This window comes from Shimia biformata, assembly GCF_016888515.1.
GTDB classification, from domain to species: domain Bacteria; phylum Pseudomonadota; class Alphaproteobacteria; order Rhodobacterales; family Rhodobacteraceae; genus Shimia_A; species Shimia_A biformata.
The window spans coordinates 2,786,011-2,804,498 of record NZ_JAFEJK010000001.1 but is presented as its reverse complement, the minus strand read 5'-3'; the positions used below and the strand labels follow the sequence as shown (position 1 = coordinate 2,804,498).

Sequence of the window (18,488 nt, the reverse complement as noted above, 5' to 3'; positions counted from 1 at the left end):
GGGCGCCCGCGTCAACTTAACATGCCGCGCCCGTGGCCAATGGCGGATTGCAGGCTTTTCACAACGACGAAGGCGTCGCGCAGATGGCTGCGTTCAAAATCCGAGAGCGCGCTGGGGGCGAGGAAATTGTCCGGCTTCTCGGACGCTTTCACCAACGCGGCCTGATGCTCCAGCCGGGTTTCGGCGATCAGGTCATAGGCATCCAGCAAGTCTTGCCCGCCGTTTTCAGACAGAACCCCTGCCGCCACCGCCTCTTCCAGACGGGCGCGGGTGTTGACAGCTGTCAACTTGCCCTGAAGCGCATAGATGCGGCCAAGGTCGACGATGGGCACAACCCCGTTGTGCTTGAGGTCGATCTGGTTCTTATGTTCGCCCGAACGGATCGTCGCGAACCCGCGCAACAGGCCCAATGGCGGCTGATGTTTTAGCGAGTTCGACACCATATGGGCGACAAAGATCGAGTTCTCGGCAGCTGCGGTCAATGTGCTGGTTTGCAGGTCGTCAAACAGCGCCTCAGAACCACCGATGGGCCGCAGGTCGAACATGACCGAGGCCAGCATTTGTGCCTCGGGGTCGGGTTTGTTGATCCACTTGGCGAAATAGGACTTCCACACCGACAGGGGCTGACACCAGCGCGGGTTCGTCGCCATCATGTCGCCGGGACAGTAGAAATAGCCGCAGACATCCAGCCCGTCGCTGACGAATTTCGCCAGTTCCGCGAAATAGCCCGTGCGCTGGTCGTCTGTCACCGCGTCATCAAGGATCAGGCAATTGTCCTGATCGCTGACCCCGGTCTGTTCCTGTCGCCCTTGCGACCCGCAGGCCAGCCACAGATAGGGCACCGGGGCAGGGCCGAGTTTCTGTTCGGCCAGTGCCAGAAGGCGGCGTGTGGCGGTATCGGCGATGTCGGTGATCAGCCGCGTCACGACCTCGTGGCGGTTGCCGCCTGCCACCAGTTGCACCAGAAGGCGCGGGATGCGGGCGGTGACTTCGGCCATCTGTTGGGCTGTGTCCGCGCGGGCGATCTCGCTGACCAGTTCCGCCGATGATACCGCCTGAAACCGGGTCAGGTCGGTCTGGGTGACGATGCCAACCAGCTTGCCGCCTTCGACGATGGGGATATGGCCGATGCGCCGCTCCATCATGGCGTGCAGCACGTCCGAACCGATGGCGCTGGGGGCCAGTGTGATTGGATTCGCGGTCATGATGTCGGAAACCGGGGTGGTGACGGGCAGCCCTTGGGCCAACACCTTGCCCGACAGGTCGCGGATGGTGACGATCCCGGCCAGCGCGCCGTTCTCGACCACGCAGAGCGACGAGATATGTTTGTCCTGCATGGTCCGGGCCGCGTCCTGAACAGTCGCGGCAGGGGCGCAGGTCGCCGGGGAGCTGGCCATCAGCGTTTCGACCCGGCTGGTAGCAAGATCGTTGCCCTTGGGTTTCACGCCGCGCGCACGGCTGAAGAACCGGCGCATTGGCGCGTGGGCCTCCATCAGGCGGAAGAACTCAGGCGCGGGCAGTTCCAGCAACACCGCGTCCGTCTCGGCCTCGGCGCTGACGGCGGCAAAACCGTCACGCTGCAGCCCGCGTTCGCCGAACGAGTTGCGCATGCCCAGATGCGATACCGGATCGCCCTGCGCGTCGCGGGTCACCACGGCACCTTCATGGATCAGATAGAGCGCCGCGATGCGGTCGCCGATGGCAAAGATCACTTCGCCCGCTGAAACCCGGCGGGGCCGGAACAGGGGGGTGATGTCGCGCTGGGCGTCCTCGGGCAGGGCATCATAGGGATGCACCGACTTCAGGAAACGCAGGATCTGGTCTTGTTCAAGCGGCATCGGGGTGACCTTGGGAATTGAAACGTCCCGCCCGGCATGCACCGGACGGGACAGATTTGGAAGAGGGCGGGCCGTCGCAGTTGACGGCCCGACCGGATCGCTTGGCCAGATGATCTGGCCCGATCACTTGGCCTGCGCAGCGCCGGCCCCTTTCGGGATACGGACGCTTTCGACCAGTTCGTCGATCTCTGCCGGGATCGGCTCGGATGCTTTCGACACGGCGAAGGCAACGGCGAAGTTGATCAACGCACCGACCGCGCCGAACGAGGTCGACTTGATCGTGCCCAGAAGCGGGTCGGCATCGTCGAACCGGTTGGTGTCGGGGATGAAGAACCAGCCCTTGTGCAGGAAGATGTAGATCAGGGTCACGATCAGACCTGCCAGCATACCGGCCACGGCACCCTTGTTGTTCACCTTCGAGAAGATGCCCATCATCAACGCCGGGAAGATCGACGCAGCGGCCAGACCAAAGGCAAGCGCCACGGTCTGCGCGGCGAAGCCCGGAGGGTTGAGACCCAGGTAGGTCGCCACCACAATGGCCACGGCCATTGCGATACGCGCCGACAACAGCTCTCCTTTTTCCGAGATCGACGGGTTGATAGCACCCTTGATCAGGTCATGCGACACAGCCGACGAGATAGCCAGAAGCAGACCCGCCGCCGTCGAAAGGGCCGCTGCCAGACCACCGGCGGCCACCAGCGCGATCACCCAACCCGGCAGGTTGGCGATCTCGGGGTTGGCCAGAACCAGGATGTCGCGGTTGAAGTTTGTCAGCTCATTCTCGCTGCCCCAGCCCGCGGCTTCGGCCTTGGCTTTGACGTCGGCATTCTTGTCGTTGAAATACGCAATCTTGCCGTCACCGTTCTTGTCTTCCCAACCCAGAAGGCCGGTTTTCTGCCAGGTCGCCATCCAGTCATAGCGCGCGTCGTTTTCCATCATCTCGACGGAAACCGGTTCCCCATCGGTGCCATTGGGCCACATCATTTCCGAGATGTTGAGCCGTGCCATGGCGCCCACGGCCGGGGCCGTCAGATAGAGAAGCGCGATGAAGACCAGCGTCCAGCCCGCCGACCAGCGTGCCGAGGCAACGGTGGGAACGGTGAAGAAGCGCATGATGACGTGGGGCAGGCCGGCGGTGCCGATCATCAGCGACAGGGTGAACAGAACCATGTTCAGCGTGTCGGCGTGATGTTCGGTATAGGCGGCAAAGCCCAGCTCGGTCACGATCTGGTCCAGCTTGGCCAGAAGCGGCTCACCCGATGCGGCGTGATCGCCGAACAGACCCAGACCCGGGATCGGGTTGCCGGTCAGCTGCAGCGAGATGAAGATCGCCGGGATGGTATATGCCACGATCAGAACGACATATTGCGCAACCTGCGTATAGGTCACACCTTTCATGCCGCCGAACACTGCATAGGCAAAAACCACACAGGCACCGATCAGAAGGCCGGTGGTGTTGTCGACCTCAAGGAAGCGGCCAAAGGCCACGCCAACGCCGGTCATCTGGCCGATCACATAGGTGGTCGAGGCCACGATCAGGCAGATCACTGCAACAAGGCGTGCGGTCGGCGAATAGAAACGGTCGCCGATGAACTCGGACACCGTGTATTTGCCGAACTTGCGCAGGTAAGGCGCCAGCATCAGCGCCAGCAGCACATAGCCGCCGGTCCAGCCCATCAGGAAGGACGAGTTGTCATAGCCGGTGAAGGCGATGAGACCTGCCATCGAGATGAACGAGGCCGCCGACATCCAGTCCGCGCCCGTTGCCATGCCGTTAACGACGGGGTGAACACCCCGGCCAGCCGCATAGAATTCCGAAGTCGAGCCCGCACGGGCCCAAATAGCGATACCGATGTAAAGCGCGAAGCTTGCACCGATAAACAGCCAGTTAAGTACAAACTGATCCATCTGTCCCTCAGTCCCTTATTCTTCTACGCCATGCTCGGCATCGAGCTTGTTCATCCGCCAGGCATAGAAAAAGATCAGTGCCAGGAAGACCAGGATCGACCCTTGCTGGGCGAACCAGAAGCCAAGGTCGCTGCCGCCGACGGCAATGCCGGACAGCATCGGGCGCAGCAGAATGCCAAACCCGAAAGAGACCAGCGCCCAGATGACGAGGCTGATCTGAATGATGCGCACGTTGGCTTTCCAATATGCGTTGTTGGATGAGTTTTCGGCCATTTGGTCGTCCCTCTTTTTTCCGTTTCCTCCAAAGCGGGCCGGGTGGCCCGCCGCTCCTTCCCTTTACGCGGTTGCCGTTTCGACAATCGCGCGAAGTGCGCCCGCGACGCGGTCGATCTCGCCCATGGCGTCGACCGATTGCAGGCTGCCCTTGCCCTGGTAATAGGCAATGAGCGGTGCCGTCTGCGCGTGGTAAGCCTCAAGTCTGCTGGCCACGGTTTCGGCGTTGTCGTCGGCGCGGCGTTTCATTTCCGTGCCTCCGCATTTGTCGCAGACACCGTCTTTGACAGGCTGCTTGAACGTGTCGTGATAACCTTCGCCGCAAGACCCGCAGGTGTAGCGGCCCGAAATTCGGGTCACCATGGCGGCGTCCTCGACTTCGAGGCTGATCGCGGCGTTGATCTTCTGGCCGGATTCCTCCAGCAGCCCGTCCAGCGCCTCGGCCTGAACCGTTGTGCGCGGGAATCCGTCAAGGATCACGCCCTTGGCGCAATCCTCATCACCCAACCGGTCGCGCAGGATGGCGATGACGATCTCGTCCGAGACAAGGCCGCCCGCTTCCATCACCGCTTTCGCGGCCTTGCCAGCCTCGGTGCCGGCGGCAACGGCGGCGCGCAGCAGGTCGCCGGTCGAGAGTTGCACAAGGCCGAATTTCTCTTCCAGCATACGGGCTTGCGTGCCTTTCCCGGCCCCGGGCGGGCCGAGCAGGATCAGAACGGGCGCAGTGGTCTTGGCAGTATCAAGCATCGGCTTTGCCCCTGTTCATCCTGTTCTCGATGAGGTCATCGACGACGGCGGGTTCTGCGAGGGTTGAGGTATCGCCAAGGGCGCCATAGTCGTTTTCGGCGATCTTGCGCAGGATGCGGCGCATGATCTTGCCCGAGCGGGTTTTCGGCAGGCCCGGCGCCCATTGGATCAGGTCGGGGGATGCGATGGGGCCGATCTCGGTGCGGACCCAGCTGCGCAACTCCTTGCGCAGCTCCTCGGTCGGTTCGACCCCGTTCATCAGCGTGACATAGCAATAGATGCCCTGTCCCTTGATGTCATGCGGATAGCCCACGACCGCGGCCTCGGCCACTTTCGCATGCGCCACCAGCGCCGATTCCACCTCGGCCGTGCCCATCCGGTGACCCGAGACGTTGATCACGTCATCGACCCGGCCGGTGATCCAGTAGTCACCGTCCTCGTCCCGGCGGCAGCCGTCGCCGGCAAAGTAATAGCCCTTGTAGTCCGAGAAATAGGTCTTCTCGAACCGCTCATGGTCGCCCCAGACGGTGCGCATCTGGCCGGGCCAGCTATCGGCGATGCACAACACGCCCTCGACCCCGTTGCCGGTGATCTCGACCCCCGATTGCGGGTCCAGCACCACGGGTTTCACCCCGAAGAACGGCTTCATCGCCGCGCCGGGTTTGGTCGCATGCGCACCCGGGAGCGGCGTCATCATGTGGCCGCCGGTCTCAGTCTGCCACCAGGTGTCGACGATCGGGCATTTGCCCTTGCCGACGACGTCATTGTACCAGTTCCAGGCCTCGGGGTTGATCGGTTCGCCGACCGTGCCGAGGATTCGCAGCGAGCTTAGGTCGCATTTGGTTACGAAATCGTTGCCCTGTCCCATCAGCGCACGAATGGCGGTCGGCGCGGTGTAGAACTGGTTCACTTTATGCTTCTCGCAGACCTGCCAGAAGCGGCTGGCATCCGGGTAGGTCGGCACGCCCTCGAACATCACCGTGGTGGCGCCATTGGCGAGCGGGCCATAGACGATATAGCTGTGCCCGGTGACCCAGCCGACATCCGCGGTACACCAGAAAATGTCGCCGTCCTTGTAGTCGAACGTGTACTGATGCGTCATCGCGGCATAGACCAGATAGCCACCCGAACAATGCACCACACCCTTGGGCTGTCCCGTCGAACCCGAAGTATAAAGAATGAACAGCGGGTCTTCGGCGTTCATTTCGACCGGGGCCTGATAGTCATCGGCCTCAAGCGCCATTTCGTTATAGTCAAAATCGCGCCCGTCGATCCAGGTGGTCTGATCGCCCGTGCGTTTGACCACCAGACATTTGACCGTGTCCTTGCAGTGCAAGAGGGCGGCGTCGCAGTTCGATTTCAGCGCCGTCTTGCGGCCCCCGCGCGGGGCGGTGTCGGCGGTGATCACGACCTTGGCGTCACAACCGTTGATACGGGCCGACAGCGCATCCGGGCTGAATCCGGCAAACACGATCGAGTGGATCGCGCCGATGCGCGCGCAGGCCAGCATCGCATAGGCGGCTTCCGGGATCATGGGGAGATAGATGATAACCCGGTCGCCTTTGCGCACGCCCATCGACTCCAGGATGTTGGCCATCCGGCAGGTGCGGCGGTGCAGTTCCTTGTAGGTGATATGCTGGGCGTCCTCATTCGGATCGTCCGGCTCAAAAATGATCGCGGTCTGGTCGCCGCGCGTTTCAAGATGGCGGTCGATGCAGTTGGCGCTGACGTTCAGCGTGCCATCCTCGAACCACTTGATATCGATGTTACCCGGCTGGAACGAGGTGCCTTTGACCTTGGTGAACGGCTTGATCCAGTCGATCCGCTTGCCTTCTTCGCCCCAGAACCCCTCGGGATCCGCAATCGACGCGGCATAAAGCCTGTCATAGGTCGCAGCATCCGCATGGGCAGCTGCCGACAATTCGGCAGAGGGCGGATAGGTTTTGCTGGTAGCTAGATCAGATGACATCAATGTCCTCCCAAAACGTCTGACTTCAACGAGACGGCCCGAAATGCGCGGTTGGCGCGGGGTGTCCGGTTAAGGAAAGATCATAAGGGGGAGTGAAAATATTGAAATAAGGCACAGAAACGTAACAAGTTTTTTGTAAATTCGTTTCCCCAATTATAGGGTTGATTGTAAAAAAATTCGCTTTATTGGGAAAAACCGTTGATTTACGGGGTCTTAGTGTTTGACAGGTTTTGCGGTCGATGTGACGTAACGTTTCTTGTTAGCGATAACCCGTCGGCATACCCAGAACCGGGTAGGGTGTGACAAAAGGTTTCAGTATGCTGTTGTATACAATCATCAAGGCGATTCTGCCCGTTTGCACGGCGGAGCGCACAGAATCACGGCAAGGGGCCTGAAAAACGCATGACAGAATGGCTGATATCAGACAGCGGCCTTGCCGTATGGCAATTCTGGACGCTGGTCCTGTCTTCCTTCGGCGGCTCTCTGATCACGGCCGTATTCGGCATTGGCGGCGGCATCCTGGTTCTGGGGATCATGGCCAGCGTGATGCCCCCGGCGGCGCTGATCCCGATCCATGGCATGGTGCAGCTGGCGTCCAATGCGGGGAGGGCGGCGATCATGTGGCGCCATATCCGTTTTGATACATTGGGCGCCTTCTTTGTCGGCGCTGTGGGCGGCGCGTTTCTTGGCGGTGCGATCTCGGTCGATCTGCCGGGGTGGGTGGTCCAGATCGGTGTCGGCGGATTCGTGTTGTGGAACCTCTATGTGCGCCCCCCGGCATGGCTGGGGCGCTGGCCCGTGGTGACCGGGGCCATCTCAAGCTTCCTGTCGATGTTCTTCGGCGCGACCGGCCCCTTCGCGGCGACCTTCGTGCGCGCGCTGAAACTGGGCCGACGCGAGCATGTGGCCACCCATGCGGCGCTGATGACGATCCAGCACGGGTTGAAGTCGCTGGCCTTCGGGCTGTTCGGATTTGCCTTCGGGCCGTGGCTTGGGCTTTTGCTGGCCATGGTTGCCGCCGGGTTCGCCGGCACGATCGTCGGACGGGTGGCGCTTGAGAAGATGACCGATCACGGGTTTGGCCGGGCGTTGAACATCGTCCTGACAGTGATCGCGGTCCAGCTGATCCTACGGGGATTCATGGCAATGTGATTCTGCTGCGGGGCAGGGAAACCTTGTTTTTGAACCCCCAGCCGATATATGGGTCTCTCGCCCCGGACCCCGCCGTGCGGGGCTTTGAACCAAAGGCAGACCGGTGACACCAGACGCAAGACTTTCCGTGGCCCCGATGATGGACTGGACAGACCGGCATTGCCGGTATCTGCACCGCCTGATGTCGCGCCACACTCTGCTTTATACCGAGATGGTCACCTCTCCGGCGCTGGTGCGCGGGGGGGCGTTGCATCTGCTTGAGTTCAATCCCGAGGAACATCCCGTGGCGCTGCAACTGGGCGGGTCGGACCCGTCGGAGCTGGCACAGGCGGCGCGGCTTGGGGCGGATGCGGGGTATGATGAGATTAACCTCAATGTCGGCTGTCCGTCTGACCGGGTGCAATCGGGCACGTTTGGCGCGGTCCTGATGAAATCCCCCGACCTTGTTGCCGAGTGCTGTGCCGCGATGATCGCCGCCAGCCCGGTCGAGGTCACGGTGAAATGCCGGATCGGGGTCGATGACCAGGAACCGTCCGAGGTTCTGCCCGCCTTCATCGAAACCGTGCGTGCCGCCGGGGTCACGCGGGTCTCGATCCATGCGCGCAAAGCCTGGCTTCAGGGGCTGTCGCCAAAAGAGAACCGCGATATTCCGCCGCTGGATTATGAGTTGGTGCATCAGATGAAGGCAGCGTTCCCAGAACTTCATATCTCGATCAACGGCGGGATCGGGTCGCTGGACGAGGCCGAGTCACACCTCGCGCGCGGGCTGGATGGTGTTATGGTGGGGCGGGCGGCCTATCACACGCCGACCGACATCCTGGCCGAGGCGGATGCGCGCATCTTTGGCATGGATGTTGCCCCCGCAGATCCCGTTGAGACCTGCCACCAGATGCTGCCTTATATCGAACGGCACCTTGGCGCGGGCGGCAAGCTGAACCAGATCACTCGTCATATGCTGGGGCTGTTTGCGGGAAAACCCGGCGCGCGGGCCTGGCGGCGCACACTGTCCGAAGGGGCAAGCCGCAAGGGGGCGGGGCCGGAGCTTGTCGAGGCCGCGTTGACCCATGTAACCACGGCGCGGGACGCCGCTTGAGGAAAGGGCCGTAGATGCCTGATATTTCGTTGCTTTTGCCGATGCTGGCGCTGCTTCTGGTGATTGGCGCGCTGGCTGGCGTGCTGGCGGGGCTTCTGGGCGTCGGGGGCGGGATCGTTCTGGTCCCGGCGTTTTTCTATGCTTTCACCTATCTCGGCTACGAGGGGCCGCAGCTGATGCAGGTCTGTCTTGCGACCTCGCTTGCGACGATCATCGTGACCTCGATGCGCTCGGTTCTGAGCCACAACAAGAAAGGCGCCGTGGACTGGGAAATCCTGAAATCCTGGGCGCCCGGTATCGTCGTCGGAGCCATTGTCGGCGTGATCGCCGCCTCGGCGCTGCGTTCGACCACGCTGCAGGCGGTGTTTGGTGTGCTTGGCATCGTGATTGGCCTTTATCTTGGCTTCGGCAAATCCGAATGGCGGCTGGGCGATGCCATGCCCAAGGGGCTGCGCCGCGCCACGCTCAGCCCGGCGGTCGGCTTCCTGTCGGTGCTGATGGGGATCGGGGGCGGCAGTTTCGGTGTGCCGCTGATGAGCCTTTACAACACCCCGATCCACCGCGCGGTGGCGACGGCGGCGGGGTTTGGCGTGGTGATCGCGGTGCCGTCTGTCATCGGCTTTCTGTTCCTTGAAATCGACCCGGTCACCCGGCCGCCTTATAACGTCGGGGCCGTCAATCTGGTGGCGTTTGGCATCATCGTTGCAATGACGCTGATCACCGCCCCGTGGGGGGTAAAGCTGGCCCATGCGATGGATCCGAAACCGTTGAAACGGGTCTTTGCGGTGTTTCTGACGCTGGTTGCGCTGAACATGCTGCGCAAGGCATTTGGCTTGTGATTGGCATCCAGTGCGCAACAATCGGAGCGGTGAAGCGGGACTGTCCCCGTATTGCCATGAATTACAACAAGTTCTTGAAATAAGGCTAAAATAAGGCAATGTTCGGCCGGGAATCTGCCGGGATGTTGCTATGATCGAGCTGTTTTTTCTTTTGGGTTTCGGCCTGCTGTTTGGCGGGCTGAGCCTGGTTTCCGGCTCGGATGACCCAGATGGTATTGCCGCGTCGGGAACCGAGGATGACGATTACCTTGAAGGGGGCGCAGGCAATGACACACTGGTTGGCCGCATGGGGCCGGACCTTCTTGTCGGGCTTGAAGGGGACGACATTCTGGATGCCGGCAATGGCGACGACACATTGGATGGCGGCGCGGGATCGGATGTTCTGATCGCGGGGCAGGGGACGGATCTGTTGCTTGGCGGCGGCGGGGCGGACATTCTGTTTGGTGAAGAGGGCAATGACACGCTGGATGGCGGCGGCGGCAATGATGATCTTCTGGGCGGCGCCGGTGATGACACGCTGCTGGGGCGCGGCGGTGACGACTATCTGTTTGGAGACCTTGGCGCGGACCTGATCAAGGGCGGCAATGGCAATGACTTTCTGGAAGGCTATGTCGATGACTCCGGCGACAACCTGCCAAATGCCGACGATCTTCTGGACCCTGACTCGCTGGTTGGCGGGGCTGGCGATGACCTGCTTGCGATGGGCAGCGGTGACACGGCGGAAGGGGGCGAGGGTGCTGATACCTTCCTGACCGGAATCTGGGCCGAGGGCACGACGTCGCCCTATATCACCGATTTCAACGAGGTTGAGGACCAGCTGGTTATCCTGGTGCCCGACAACACCCCGCAGGGCGCAGTCGATATCACCCAGGACCCGGACAATGCTGACACGGCCTTTGTCCTTTATGACAACGAGATCGTGGCCCGCCTGGAAGGGGCCTGGGGCCGGATCACCACGGACCAGATATCGGTTGTCGAAACGGCCTTTGGCTGACGCGCGTCAGCTTCCGCCGATTTCCTGCTGATGGCGCGAGGCCCGGCCGCCGCGCCGTTTTTTCAGCTGCGGGGCGCGGTTGGGCAGGGCGGCCATGACGACGCGGCGTTCCTCGTCCGTCATCTTTGACCAGCGGGTGATTTCGTCGATCGTGCGGTAGCAGCCGGTGCAGATGCGCTCAACGGGATGCACGACGCAGACCTGCACGCAGGGGCTGTCGATCTCGTCGCGTTTCCACACCTGGTCCTTGCTCATGTCGCGTTCCTCAAATGCCCCAACCGGTCCAGCAGTCCCTGCAGGATATAGGACGCGGCAACGTGGTCGATAACCTCTGCGCGACGTTTTCGGGTCGTATCCGCCTCAAGCAGGGCACGTTCGGCGGCGACGGTGGACAGGCGCTCGTCCCAGAACCCGATCGGAATGGCGATCAGCTGCGACAGGTTGCGGGCAAAGGCGCGGGTCGATTGGGCGCGCGAGCCTTCGCTGCCATCCATGTTCCTTGGCAGGCCAAGGACAAGCCCGCCAATTGAGCGCTGGTCGATCAACTCGACCAGCCGCGCCGCGTCGACTCCGAATTTCTTGCGCTTGATCGTTTCCAGCGGCGTAGCGACCGACTGGAACGAATCCGACACCGCGACCCCGATGGTCTTGGTGCCAAGGTCCAGCCCCATCAGCGCCTGCATCCGGGGCAGGGCGGCGGCAAACTCTTCGGCCGTGTCGAAGATCGGCGCGTGGCTCAAGGCGAGACCCCGGCGTCGCGGGCCGCTTCGCGCAGGGTGTGGATCGCGCTGGCATTGCCGTCAAAGACGGTCTTGGCCTCTTCCCAGACGGTTGTTGCCTTGTCGCGCTCGCCCAGCACCCCATAGGCCGAAATCAGCCGCGCCCATTCCTCGGGGCTGCCACCTTCCTCGGCCAGCCGCTCGGCCAGTTGCGCAACCATGCCGCGGATCATCTCTTCGCGGTCCTCGGCGGACATCTCGCCAGCGGCCTGCATGTCCTCGGCGGAGGGTCCGGGCGCGCCGGGCATGGGCGGCGGTGTATAGTCGATGCCCGCAATCCACGCGAGGTCCTCGATCCGGGCGCGGATAGGCATGATCCAGGGCGCATCCGCCGGACCTTCGGCCAGAAGGCGGCTCCAGATATTGAAGGCGAGGTCGGGCCGGTCGTTCTGCAACAGCATCAGACCCATGTAATAGCGGGCAAGCGGCAAGGTGTGGTCACGGTCCAGCGCGGCCCGCAATGCCTCTTCCGCCTCGGGCGAGACATAGCCCTGCGCCGCGGCGATCAGCAGGTTGGCGTGCAGAAGATAGTCCTCGGCGGTCGCGTTATCGCCATTGATGCGGATGACCTGTTCCTGTGCATGGGCGGCGGCTGAGAAATTGCCAAGATCAGCCTCATGCCGGGCCAGAAGCATGTGGCCCTGAAGATCGTCGGGGCGTTCCTCGACCTTGGCCCGAAGCTGTTTCATCAGCTCTTCGAACTCGGGGCTGACTTCGATGTCCGGGCCGCCATCTGCAGGCAGGTTGGCGACATAGGTCGCCTGGTCCGCGCGGGTGGCGTGTTTGGTCTTGGCGTCGGCAATCCGGCCTTCCAGCGGCATGTCGCGATACCCGGGCTGACCAAGGATCATGTAGAGGCCAAACCCACCCGCAACCAGGACCACTGCCGAGAGGCCGGCAATCAGAAAGGCAAAAGGCGTGCGTGCCCGACCTGCGTCGTCACCCTGTTTCAGCGCGGCATCGGCGGCGAGAATCCGGCGCGAGATCTCAGTGCGGACGCGCGTCGCGTCTTCCTGGCCGATGACACCACGGGCAAGGTCGCGTTCGACTTCTTTCAGCTGGTCCTTGTAGACCTGCAGGTCATATTTCGCGGGATTTTCGCCCAGCGACGCTCCGCGCACCAGGGCCAGCGTGATCAGCACTATCGCCGTCAGCACAATCCCGGCCGCCACGATCCAGAACACCATTCGGGACCTCCTTCATTCCTGCCTTTTCATGTAACCCTCATGGCGCGGGGGCAAAAGGGCAAAACGCCGCGGCGATGCCCGATGTCGCAACCGTGATGCAATTGGACGGTTTGATCCTTTCGCCCATCGCGCCGGAACGCCATTAAAGTGGTGCCGGACCCCGCGACCGGAATCACTGCCCGAAAAGGATATCCCATGCGCCGATATTCAGCTTTTGCCATCGCCCGCGAAGCCGCCCGATACCATACGGGCTGGGAACGTGCATGGGCGTCACCCGAGCCGAAGAAGAAATACGACGTCATTATCGTCGGGGCCGGGGGGCATGGGCTGGCGACTGCGTTTTATCTTGGCAAGAATTTCGGCATCACCAATGTCGCGATCATCGAAAAGGGCTGGCTGGGCGGCGGCAATACCGGGCGCAACACGACGATCATCCGGTCGAACTATCTGCAGGACTCGTCCGCCGCGATCTATGAAAAGGCGCGGTCGCTGTACGAGACCATGTCGCAGGATCTGAACTATAACGTCATGTTTTCCCCACGCGGGGTGATGATGCTGGCCCAGACCGAGCATGAGGTGCGCGGCTATCAGCGCACAGCCCATGCCAACGCGCTGCAGGGTGTAAAGACCGAGTTCATCGGGCCAGAGCGGGTCAAAGAGCTGTGCCCCATCATCTGCATCGACGGGCCGCGTTACCCAGTTCTGGGGGCGCTTTGGCAGGAACGCGGCGGCACCGGGCGGCATGACGCGGTGGCCTGGGGCTATGCGCGGGCGTGCAGCGACATGGGCATGGATATTATCCAGAAATGTGAAGTGGTTGGCGTGCGGTCCTCAGGTGGCAAGGTTGTCGGCGTCGACACCACCAAAGGGCCGATTGACTGCGACAAGCTGGGGCTTGTGGTCGCTGGCAACTCTGGCGCGCTGGCGAATATGGCCGGGTTCCGGCTGCCGATGGAATCGGTGGCGTTGCAGGCGCTGGTATCAGAGCCGATCAAACCCTGCATGGATGTCGTGGTGATGGCGAACACCGTACATGGCTATATGTCCCAGTCCGACAAGGGCGAGATGGTGATCGGCGGCGGTACCGACGGGTTCAACAACTATACCCAGCGCGGGTCTTTCCATCACATCGAGGAAACGGTCAGGGCGCTGGTCGAGACTTTCCCGATCATCTCGCGCCTGAAGATGTTGCGCCAATGGGGGGGGATCGTGGATGTCACCGGCGACCGTTCTCCCGTGATCGGCAAGACGCCCCTGGGCAATTGCTTCATCAACGCGGGCTGGGGCACCGGCGGGTTCAAGGCCATCCCCGGCGGCGGTTGGGCCACGGCGGAACTGATCGCCAAGGGCGAACCGGGGCCACTGGCGGCGGAGTTCGGGATGGAACGGTTCATCGAAGGCCGCTTCATCGACGAAAGCGTGGCAGCGGGGGTGGCGCATTGATGAAATCAGTTAAGGACATCGGACTCCATTTTTTGGTTTCTTCACCCATTTGGCTCTATGGAGCGGTAAGCGCTTTCTTAGTGCACAACTCAACGCCGCAAGCTTTTCAACGATTCGGCACAATCGCTATTGCCGTTGGAATTGTTTTGCTCGGCCTTTCTGCCAAGGCACTTTTAACTGAAATTGAAAAGCGGGCTGGCGTAGAAAGCTCGAGTCAGGTTCCAACGCGATACCTTAGATTTCACGCGAGAGAGCTGGCCGCTGCTGAGATCTTTTTAGTTGTTTTGGGTACAATTCAAACTGGTTACGGCGATCTTTTGCATTGCTGGCTTAATGGGAAAGGCTGGGCACAATGCTAACCCTTCAATGCCCCTATTGCGGCGTCTGGGCCGAGGAAACGGAGCTTCATGCTGAAGGCGAGGCGCATCTCAAGCGCTTTGGTCCCGGTTCGGATGATGCCGATTTCGAGAGCTATCTGTTCATGCGCGAGAACCCCAAGGGCGTGCATTTCGAACGCTGGCGGCACAGCCATGGCTGCGGCAAGTTCTTCCATGCCGCGCGCTGCACCATGACATTGAAGGTCTTTGGCACCTATCCGGCGCAAACCCTTGAACCGCCGCAGGACATCAAGGACCGGATTTCCGAGACATATCCCGGCTGGACGTGGAGGAACTTCAAATGAGCACGCGTCTTTCAACCGGCGGCAAATACCTCAACCGCTCCGACCAGCGGCGGTTCACCTTCAACGGCAAGCAGTTCACCGGCTATGAGGGCGATACGCTGGCCTCGGCGCTTCTGGCCAATGACCAGATGCTGATGGGGCGGTCGTTCAAGTATCACCGCCCGCGCGGGGTGGTGGCTTCTGGTGCCGAGGAACCGAACGCGCTGGTCAATCTGGGCACCGGCGGCACGTTCGAGCCGAACCAGCGCGCCACCACGACCGAGCTTTTCGACGGGCTCACAGCCACCAGCCAGAACCACTGGCCGTCGCTGGAGTTCGATATCGGCGTGGCGAATAACGCGATGGCGCGGTTCTTCCCGGCGGGGTTTTATTACAAGACCTTCATGGCGCCGCGCGCGGCGTGGAAACATGTGTTTGAACCGATCGTGCGGCAGTCGGCGGGTCTGGGGCAGGTGCCCAAGGACCGCGATGCCGACACATACGAGCATTTCTATGCCTTCTATGACGTGGTGATCGTCGGCGGCGGTGTTGCCGGATTGCAGGCGGCGCTGGCGGCGGGATCGGCGGGGGCCAAGGTTCTGCTGATGGAGCAGACCGCCCATTTGGGTGGACGCGCGGTGATCGACGGCGGCGAGGTTGATGGCAAACCGGTGGACGCATGGGTTGCCGATGCGGGTGAGACGCTGGATGCGATGCCCAATGTCACCGTCCGCCTGCGGATGATGGGGGCAGGGGTCTATGACCACGGCTATGTGCTGGGCTACGAGCGGGTCCGCGATCATGACCCGATGGCGGAAGGCCCGCGCCACCGGCTGTGGCGCATTCGCACGCAGCAGATCGTTACCGCGACAGGCGCCATCGAACGGCCTCTGTCCTTTGCGGGCAATGACATCCCCGGCGTGATGCTGGCCAGCGCGGTCCGGGATTATGTCGATGGCTATGGTGTCTCGCCCGGTGATCGCACCGTGGTCGTGACCAACAATGACGACGCTTATCGCACCGCGATCTCGCTGAAAAAGGCGGGGCTTGAGGTTCCGGTGATTTTGGATGCCCGTGCCTCGGGCGGCGGGGCGCTGGCGGATGAGGCCAAGGGCTTGGGCATCCGGGTTGAGACCGGCAAGGGCATCGCCAAGGTCAAGGGCGGCAAGCGCGTGACCGGGGTCGCGGTCTGTGCGCAGGCGGGCGAGGGCGCTGTTCTGGAAGAGATCGCCTGTGACGCAGTTGCCATGTCGGGTGGCTGGTCGCCGGTGGTGCATCTGTGGTCCCATTGCGGCGGCAAGCTGTTCTGGGACGAGGATCAGGCCCATTTCCGCCCCGACCCGAACCGCCCGCCAACCAGTCACGACGGCAAGGGTTTCGTGATCCCGGCGGGATCGGCAAACGGTCCGATGGATCTGGCCGAGGTCATGGGTGACGCGCATGCGGCGGGGCTGGCGGCGGCCAAGGCGCTGGGCCTGAAGTCGGGCAAGGCGGCCGCACCCAAGGTCGCGCCGCAACCCGAGGCGGCGATGGAACCCGTGTGGCTGATGCCGCAGGGCGCGGGGCCGAAACTGCGCATGAAGGCGTGGCTGGATTACCAGAATGATGTCAAGGTCTCGGACGTGCGGCTGGCCGCGCAGGAGGGCTATGAAAGCGTCGAACACACCAAGCGCTATACCACGCTGGGCATGGCGACGGATCAGGGGAAGCTGAGTAATATCAATGGTCTGGCGGTGCTTTCTGATGCGCTGAACCAGCCTATTCCGGCCACCGGAACCACCACCTTCCGCCCGCCTTATACCCCGATCAGCTTTGGCGCGATCGCGGGTGAGGCGCGGGCGGACACGTTCCAGCCGCTGCGCAAGACGCCGATCCATGACTGGCACGAGGCGCAGGGGGCGTTCTTTGAGCCTGTCGGCCACTGGCGGCGGCCCTATTGCTTCCCGCGTCAGGGCGAGACCCACAGCGATGCCGTGAACCGCGAGATCAACCAGACCCGCAAGTCGGTCGGCCTGCTGGACGCGTCAACGCTTGGCAAGATCATCGTCAAGGGCCCGGATGCGGGGCGGTTCCTCGACATGCTTTACACCAATATGATGTCGACGCTGAAACCCGGCAAATGCCGTTATGGGCTGATGTGCAACGAAAACGGCTTCCTGATCGATGACGGCGTGGTGGCCCGGATCGATGAGGACACGTTCCTGTGCCACACCACCACCGGCGGGGCCGAGCGGATCCACGGCTGGATGGAAGACTGGCTGCAATGCGAATGGTGGGACTGGAAGGTCTTTACCGCCAATGTAACCGAGCAGTTCGCCCAGATCGCCGTGGTCGGTCCCAACGCCCGCAAGGTGCTGGAAAAACTGGGTGGCATGGATGTGTCGAAGGATGCGCTGGCCTTTATGGAGTGGAAGGACGGACAGCTTGGCGGGTTCGACTGCCGCGCCTATCGCATCTCGTTCTCGGGTGAACTCAGCTATGAAATCGCTGTCCCGGCCAGCCAGGGCCGCGCCTTCTGGGATGCGCTTCTGGTTGCGGGGGAAGAGTTTGGCATGATGCCCTATGGCACCGAGGCGCTGCACGTGATGCGGGCCGAGAAGGGGTTCATCATGATCGGGGATGAAACCGACGGCACGGTGATCCCGCAGGATCTGGGGCTGAACTGGGCGATTTCCAAGAAGAAAGAGGACTTCCTTGGCAAACGCGCACAGGAACGCCCGCATATGACGGACCCGAGCCGCTGGAAACTGGTCGGGCTTGAGACGCTGGATGGCTCGGTCATTCCCGATGGCTCATATGCGATTGCCGAGGGCACCAACGCCAATGGACAGCGCAATACCCAAGGCCGCGTGACCTCAACCTATTATTCGCCGACGCTGGAAAAGGGCATCGCCATGGGGCTGGTCCTTTATGGCCCCGACCGGATGGGCGAGGTGATCGAGTTCAACAAGGTCGACGGCAGCACGGTTGCGGCGCGGATCGTCGATCCGGTGTTCTATGACAAGGACGGGGAGAAACAGAATGTCTGATCTGAAAAGCGCCCTTCCCGGTGCCCGTTTCGACGGCTTCGCCACTGTCGAGGAAACCGGGCTGCGGGGCATGGTCACACTGCGCGGCGACCTGTCGTCAAAGGTGCTGGCCAAGGCGGTCAAGGCAGCGGTCGGGGCGGGGATGCCGCAATCCGGGCAAGTGTCGCGTGGCGACAAGGGGCTGGTGGCGTGGATGTCGCCGGACGAGTTGCTTCTGGTGGTCGCGCATGATTTGGCGGGAGACATCGTGGTCGCCCTGAACGACGCGCTGAAGGGCGAACACGCGCTGGCGGTGAACGTGTCAGACGCGCGCGCGGTGTTCCGCATCGCGGGCGATCATGCCGCCGAAGTGCTGGCCAAGCTTGCCCCGGTCGACCTGTCCGACGCGGCCTTCCCGCCCGGCAGCTTCCGCCGAACCCGGCTGGCGCAGATCCCGGCGGCGTTCTGGCGCAATGAAGACGGCAGCTTTGAGCTGGTCTGCTTCCGGTCGGTTGCGGACTACGCCTTTGGTATTCTGTCCAAATCCGCTATGAAAGGCAGCCGCGTCGGGGTCTTGTGACGGGGTTTGTGACGGGC

The 18,488-nt window shown here is 62.2% G+C and carries 17 protein-coding genes; 9 read left to right on the top strand and 8 right to left on the bottom strand.

Translation table 11 applies throughout. From position 1 onward, the window contains the following. Window positions 1-11 precede the first annotated feature (11 nt). From JQ863_RS13760 to acs, 5 genes are all read right to left on the bottom strand, one after another. Window positions 12-1,838 carry a DUF294 nucleotidyltransferase-like domain-containing protein gene (locus JQ863_RS13760; RefSeq protein WP_204114723.1) on the bottom strand — a complete coding sequence of 609 codons (1,827 nt, stop codon included), beginning with the start codon at window positions 1,836-1,838 and terminating at the stop codon, window positions 12-14. 123 nt (window positions 1,839-1,961) lie between these two features. Next, complete coding sequence (locus JQ863_RS13755; protein ID WP_204114722.1) at window positions 1,962-3,746, bottom strand: sodium:solute symporter family protein; 1,785 nt, start codon at window positions 3,744-3,746, stop codon at window positions 1,962-1,964. Window positions 3,747-3,761: 15 nt separating this feature from the next. Continuing rightward, complete coding sequence (locus tag JQ863_RS13750; RefSeq protein WP_204114721.1) at window positions 3,762-4,019, bottom strand: DUF4212 domain-containing protein; 258 nt, start codon at window positions 4,017-4,019, stop codon at window positions 3,762-3,764. A gap of 63 nt (window positions 4,020-4,082) precedes the next feature. Then, window positions 4,083-4,766 (bottom strand): adenylate kinase, encoded by a 684-nt coding sequence (locus tag JQ863_RS13745; protein WP_204114720.1) that lies wholly within the window; start codon window positions 4,764-4,766, stop codon window positions 4,083-4,085. Next, a complete protein-coding gene (gene acs, locus JQ863_RS13740; protein ID WP_204114719.1) occupies window positions 4,759-6,735 on the bottom strand; it encodes an acetate--CoA ligase in 1,977 nt (658 codons plus the stop codon). Before acs ends, JQ863_RS13745 begins: the two co-directional genes overlap by 8 nt. A gap of 402 nt (window positions 6,736-7,137) precedes the next feature. On the opposite strand from acs, the gene JQ863_RS13735 reads away from it, so the two are divergent. The 4 genes from JQ863_RS13735 (at window position 7,138) to JQ863_RS13720 (ending at window position 10,813) form a co-directional block, all read left to right on the top strand. Continuing rightward, a complete protein-coding gene (locus JQ863_RS13735) occupies window positions 7,138-7,887 on the top strand; it encodes a TSUP family transporter (RefSeq protein ID WP_204114718.1) in 750 nt (249 codons plus the stop codon). Between the two features lie 103 nt (window positions 7,888-7,990). Beyond that, the gene (dusA, locus tag JQ863_RS13730) at window positions 7,991-8,980 is read left to right on the top strand and encodes a tRNA dihydrouridine(20/20a) synthase DusA (protein ID WP_338055524.1); all 990 of its coding nucleotides are present in this window, start codon (window positions 7,991-7,993) and stop codon (window positions 8,978-8,980) included. Between the two features lie 14 nt (window positions 8,981-8,994). Next, on the top strand, window positions 8,995-9,819 hold the full coding sequence (locus tag JQ863_RS13725) for a sulfite exporter TauE/SafE family protein (RefSeq protein ID WP_204114716.1): 825 nt from the start codon (window positions 8,995-8,997) through the stop codon (window positions 9,817-9,819). Window positions 9,820-9,949: 130 nt separating this feature from the next. Then, on the top strand, window positions 9,950-10,813 hold the full coding sequence (locus tag JQ863_RS13720; protein ID WP_204114715.1) for a calcium-binding protein: 864 nt from the start codon (window positions 9,950-9,952) through the stop codon (window positions 10,811-10,813). 6 nt (window positions 10,814-10,819) lie between these two features. Here the strand turns inward: JQ863_RS13720 and JQ863_RS13715 are convergent, their stop codons facing one another. From JQ863_RS13715 to ccmI, 3 genes are read right to left on the bottom strand one after another with little or no spacing between them, the layout of a single operon-like run. Then, window positions 10,820-11,068: a DUF1289 domain-containing protein gene (locus tag JQ863_RS13715; protein WP_204114714.1), complete on the bottom strand. Its 249-nt coding sequence runs from the start codon at window positions 11,066-11,068 to the stop codon at window positions 10,820-10,822. After that, window positions 11,065-11,496, bottom strand: coding sequence for a Holliday junction resolvase RuvX (gene ruvX / locus JQ863_RS13710; protein ID WP_204115165.1), 432 nt, complete (start codon window positions 11,494-11,496; stop codon window positions 11,065-11,067). The genes JQ863_RS13715 and ruvX overlap by 4 nt, the downstream gene beginning before the upstream one ends. A 53-nt stretch (window positions 11,497-11,549) precedes the next feature. Then, window positions 11,550-12,779 carry a c-type cytochrome biogenesis protein CcmI gene (gene ccmI / locus JQ863_RS13705; RefSeq protein ID WP_204114713.1) on the bottom strand — a complete coding sequence of 410 codons (1,230 nt, stop codon included), beginning with the start codon at window positions 12,777-12,779 and terminating at the stop codon, window positions 11,550-11,552. A 195-nt stretch (window positions 12,780-12,974) separates the two neighbouring features. Here ccmI and JQ863_RS13700 point away from each other — a divergent pair, with 195 nt between their 5' ends. From JQ863_RS13700 to JQ863_RS13680, 5 genes are read left to right on the top strand one after another with little or no spacing between them, the layout of a single operon-like run. Further along, a complete protein-coding gene (locus tag JQ863_RS13700) occupies window positions 12,975-14,222 on the top strand; it encodes a sarcosine oxidase subunit beta family protein (RefSeq protein ID WP_204114712.1) in 1,248 nt (415 codons plus the stop codon). Next, window positions 14,222-14,581 (top strand): hypothetical protein, encoded by a 360-nt coding sequence (locus JQ863_RS13695; protein ID WP_204114711.1) that lies wholly within the window; start codon window positions 14,222-14,224, stop codon window positions 14,579-14,581. The genes JQ863_RS13700 and JQ863_RS13695 overlap by 1 nt, the downstream gene beginning before the upstream one ends. Further along, entirely contained in the window at window positions 14,575-14,904 is a 330-nt protein-coding gene (locus tag JQ863_RS13690) for a sarcosine oxidase subunit delta (protein WP_204114710.1), read from the top strand. The genes JQ863_RS13695 and JQ863_RS13690 overlap by 7 nt, the downstream gene beginning before the upstream one ends. Beyond that, window positions 14,901-17,912 carry a sarcosine oxidase subunit alpha family protein gene (locus JQ863_RS13685; RefSeq protein WP_204114709.1) on the top strand — a complete coding sequence of 1,004 codons (3,012 nt, stop codon included), beginning with the start codon at window positions 14,901-14,903 and terminating at the stop codon, window positions 17,910-17,912. Before JQ863_RS13690 ends, JQ863_RS13685 begins: the two co-directional genes overlap by 4 nt. After that, window positions 17,905-18,471, top strand: a complete 567-nt coding sequence (locus tag JQ863_RS13680) for a sarcosine oxidase subunit gamma (protein WP_204114708.1) — start codon at window positions 17,905-17,907, stop codon at window positions 18,469-18,471. The genes JQ863_RS13685 and JQ863_RS13680 overlap by 8 nt, the downstream gene beginning before the upstream one ends. Window positions 18,472-18,488 lie beyond the last annotated feature (17 nt).

Coding starts and splice junctions, on each gene's coding strand:
- JQ863_RS13695 (WP_204114711.1), top strand. CDS start 14,222: ATGAAATCAGTTAAGGACATCGGACTCCATTTTTTGGTTTCTTCACCC.
- JQ863_RS13700 (WP_204114712.1), top strand. CDS start 12,975: ATGCGCCGATATTCAGCTTTTGCCATCGCCCGCGAAGCCGCCCGATAC.
- ccmI (WP_204114713.1), bottom strand. CDS start 12,779: ATGGTGTTCTGGATCGTGGCGGCCGGGATTGTGCTGACGGCGATAGTG.
- JQ863_RS13760 (WP_204114723.1), bottom strand. CDS start 1,838: ATGCCGCTTGAACAAGACCAGATCCTGCGTTTCCTGAAGTCGGTGCAT.
- JQ863_RS13680 (WP_204114708.1), top strand. CDS start 17,905: ATGTCTGATCTGAAAAGCGCCCTTCCCGGTGCCCGTTTCGACGGCTTC.
- JQ863_RS13750 (WP_204114721.1), bottom strand. CDS start 4,019: ATGGCCGAAAACTCATCCAACAACGCATATTGGAAAGCCAACGTGCGC.
- JQ863_RS13745 (WP_204114720.1), bottom strand. CDS start 4,766: ATGCTTGATACTGCCAAGACCACTGCGCCCGTTCTGATCCTGCTCGGC.
- JQ863_RS13690 (WP_204114710.1), top strand. CDS start 14,575: ATGCTAACCCTTCAATGCCCCTATTGCGGCGTCTGGGCCGAGGAAACG.
- acs (WP_204114719.1), bottom strand. CDS start 6,735: ATGTCATCTGATCTAGCTACCAGCAAAACCTATCCGCCCTCTGCCGAA.
- JQ863_RS13685 (WP_204114709.1), top strand. CDS start 14,901: ATGAGCACGCGTCTTTCAACCGGCGGCAAATACCTCAACCGCTCCGAC.
- ruvX (WP_204115165.1), bottom strand. CDS start 11,496: ATGCAGGCGCTGATGGGGCTGGACCTTGGCACCAAGACCATCGGGGTC.
- JQ863_RS13720 (WP_204114715.1), top strand. CDS start 9,950: ATGATCGAGCTGTTTTTTCTTTTGGGTTTCGGCCTGCTGTTTGGCGGG.
- JQ863_RS13725 (WP_204114716.1), top strand. CDS start 8,995: ATGCCTGATATTTCGTTGCTTTTGCCGATGCTGGCGCTGCTTCTGGTG.
- JQ863_RS13735 (WP_204114718.1), top strand. CDS start 7,138: ATGACAGAATGGCTGATATCAGACAGCGGCCTTGCCGTATGGCAATTC.
- JQ863_RS13715 (WP_204114714.1), bottom strand. CDS start 11,068: ATGAGCAAGGACCAGGTGTGGAAACGCGACGAGATCGACAGCCCCTGC.
- JQ863_RS13755 (WP_204114722.1), bottom strand. CDS start 3,746: ATGGATCAGTTTGTACTTAACTGGCTGTTTATCGGTGCAAGCTTCGCG.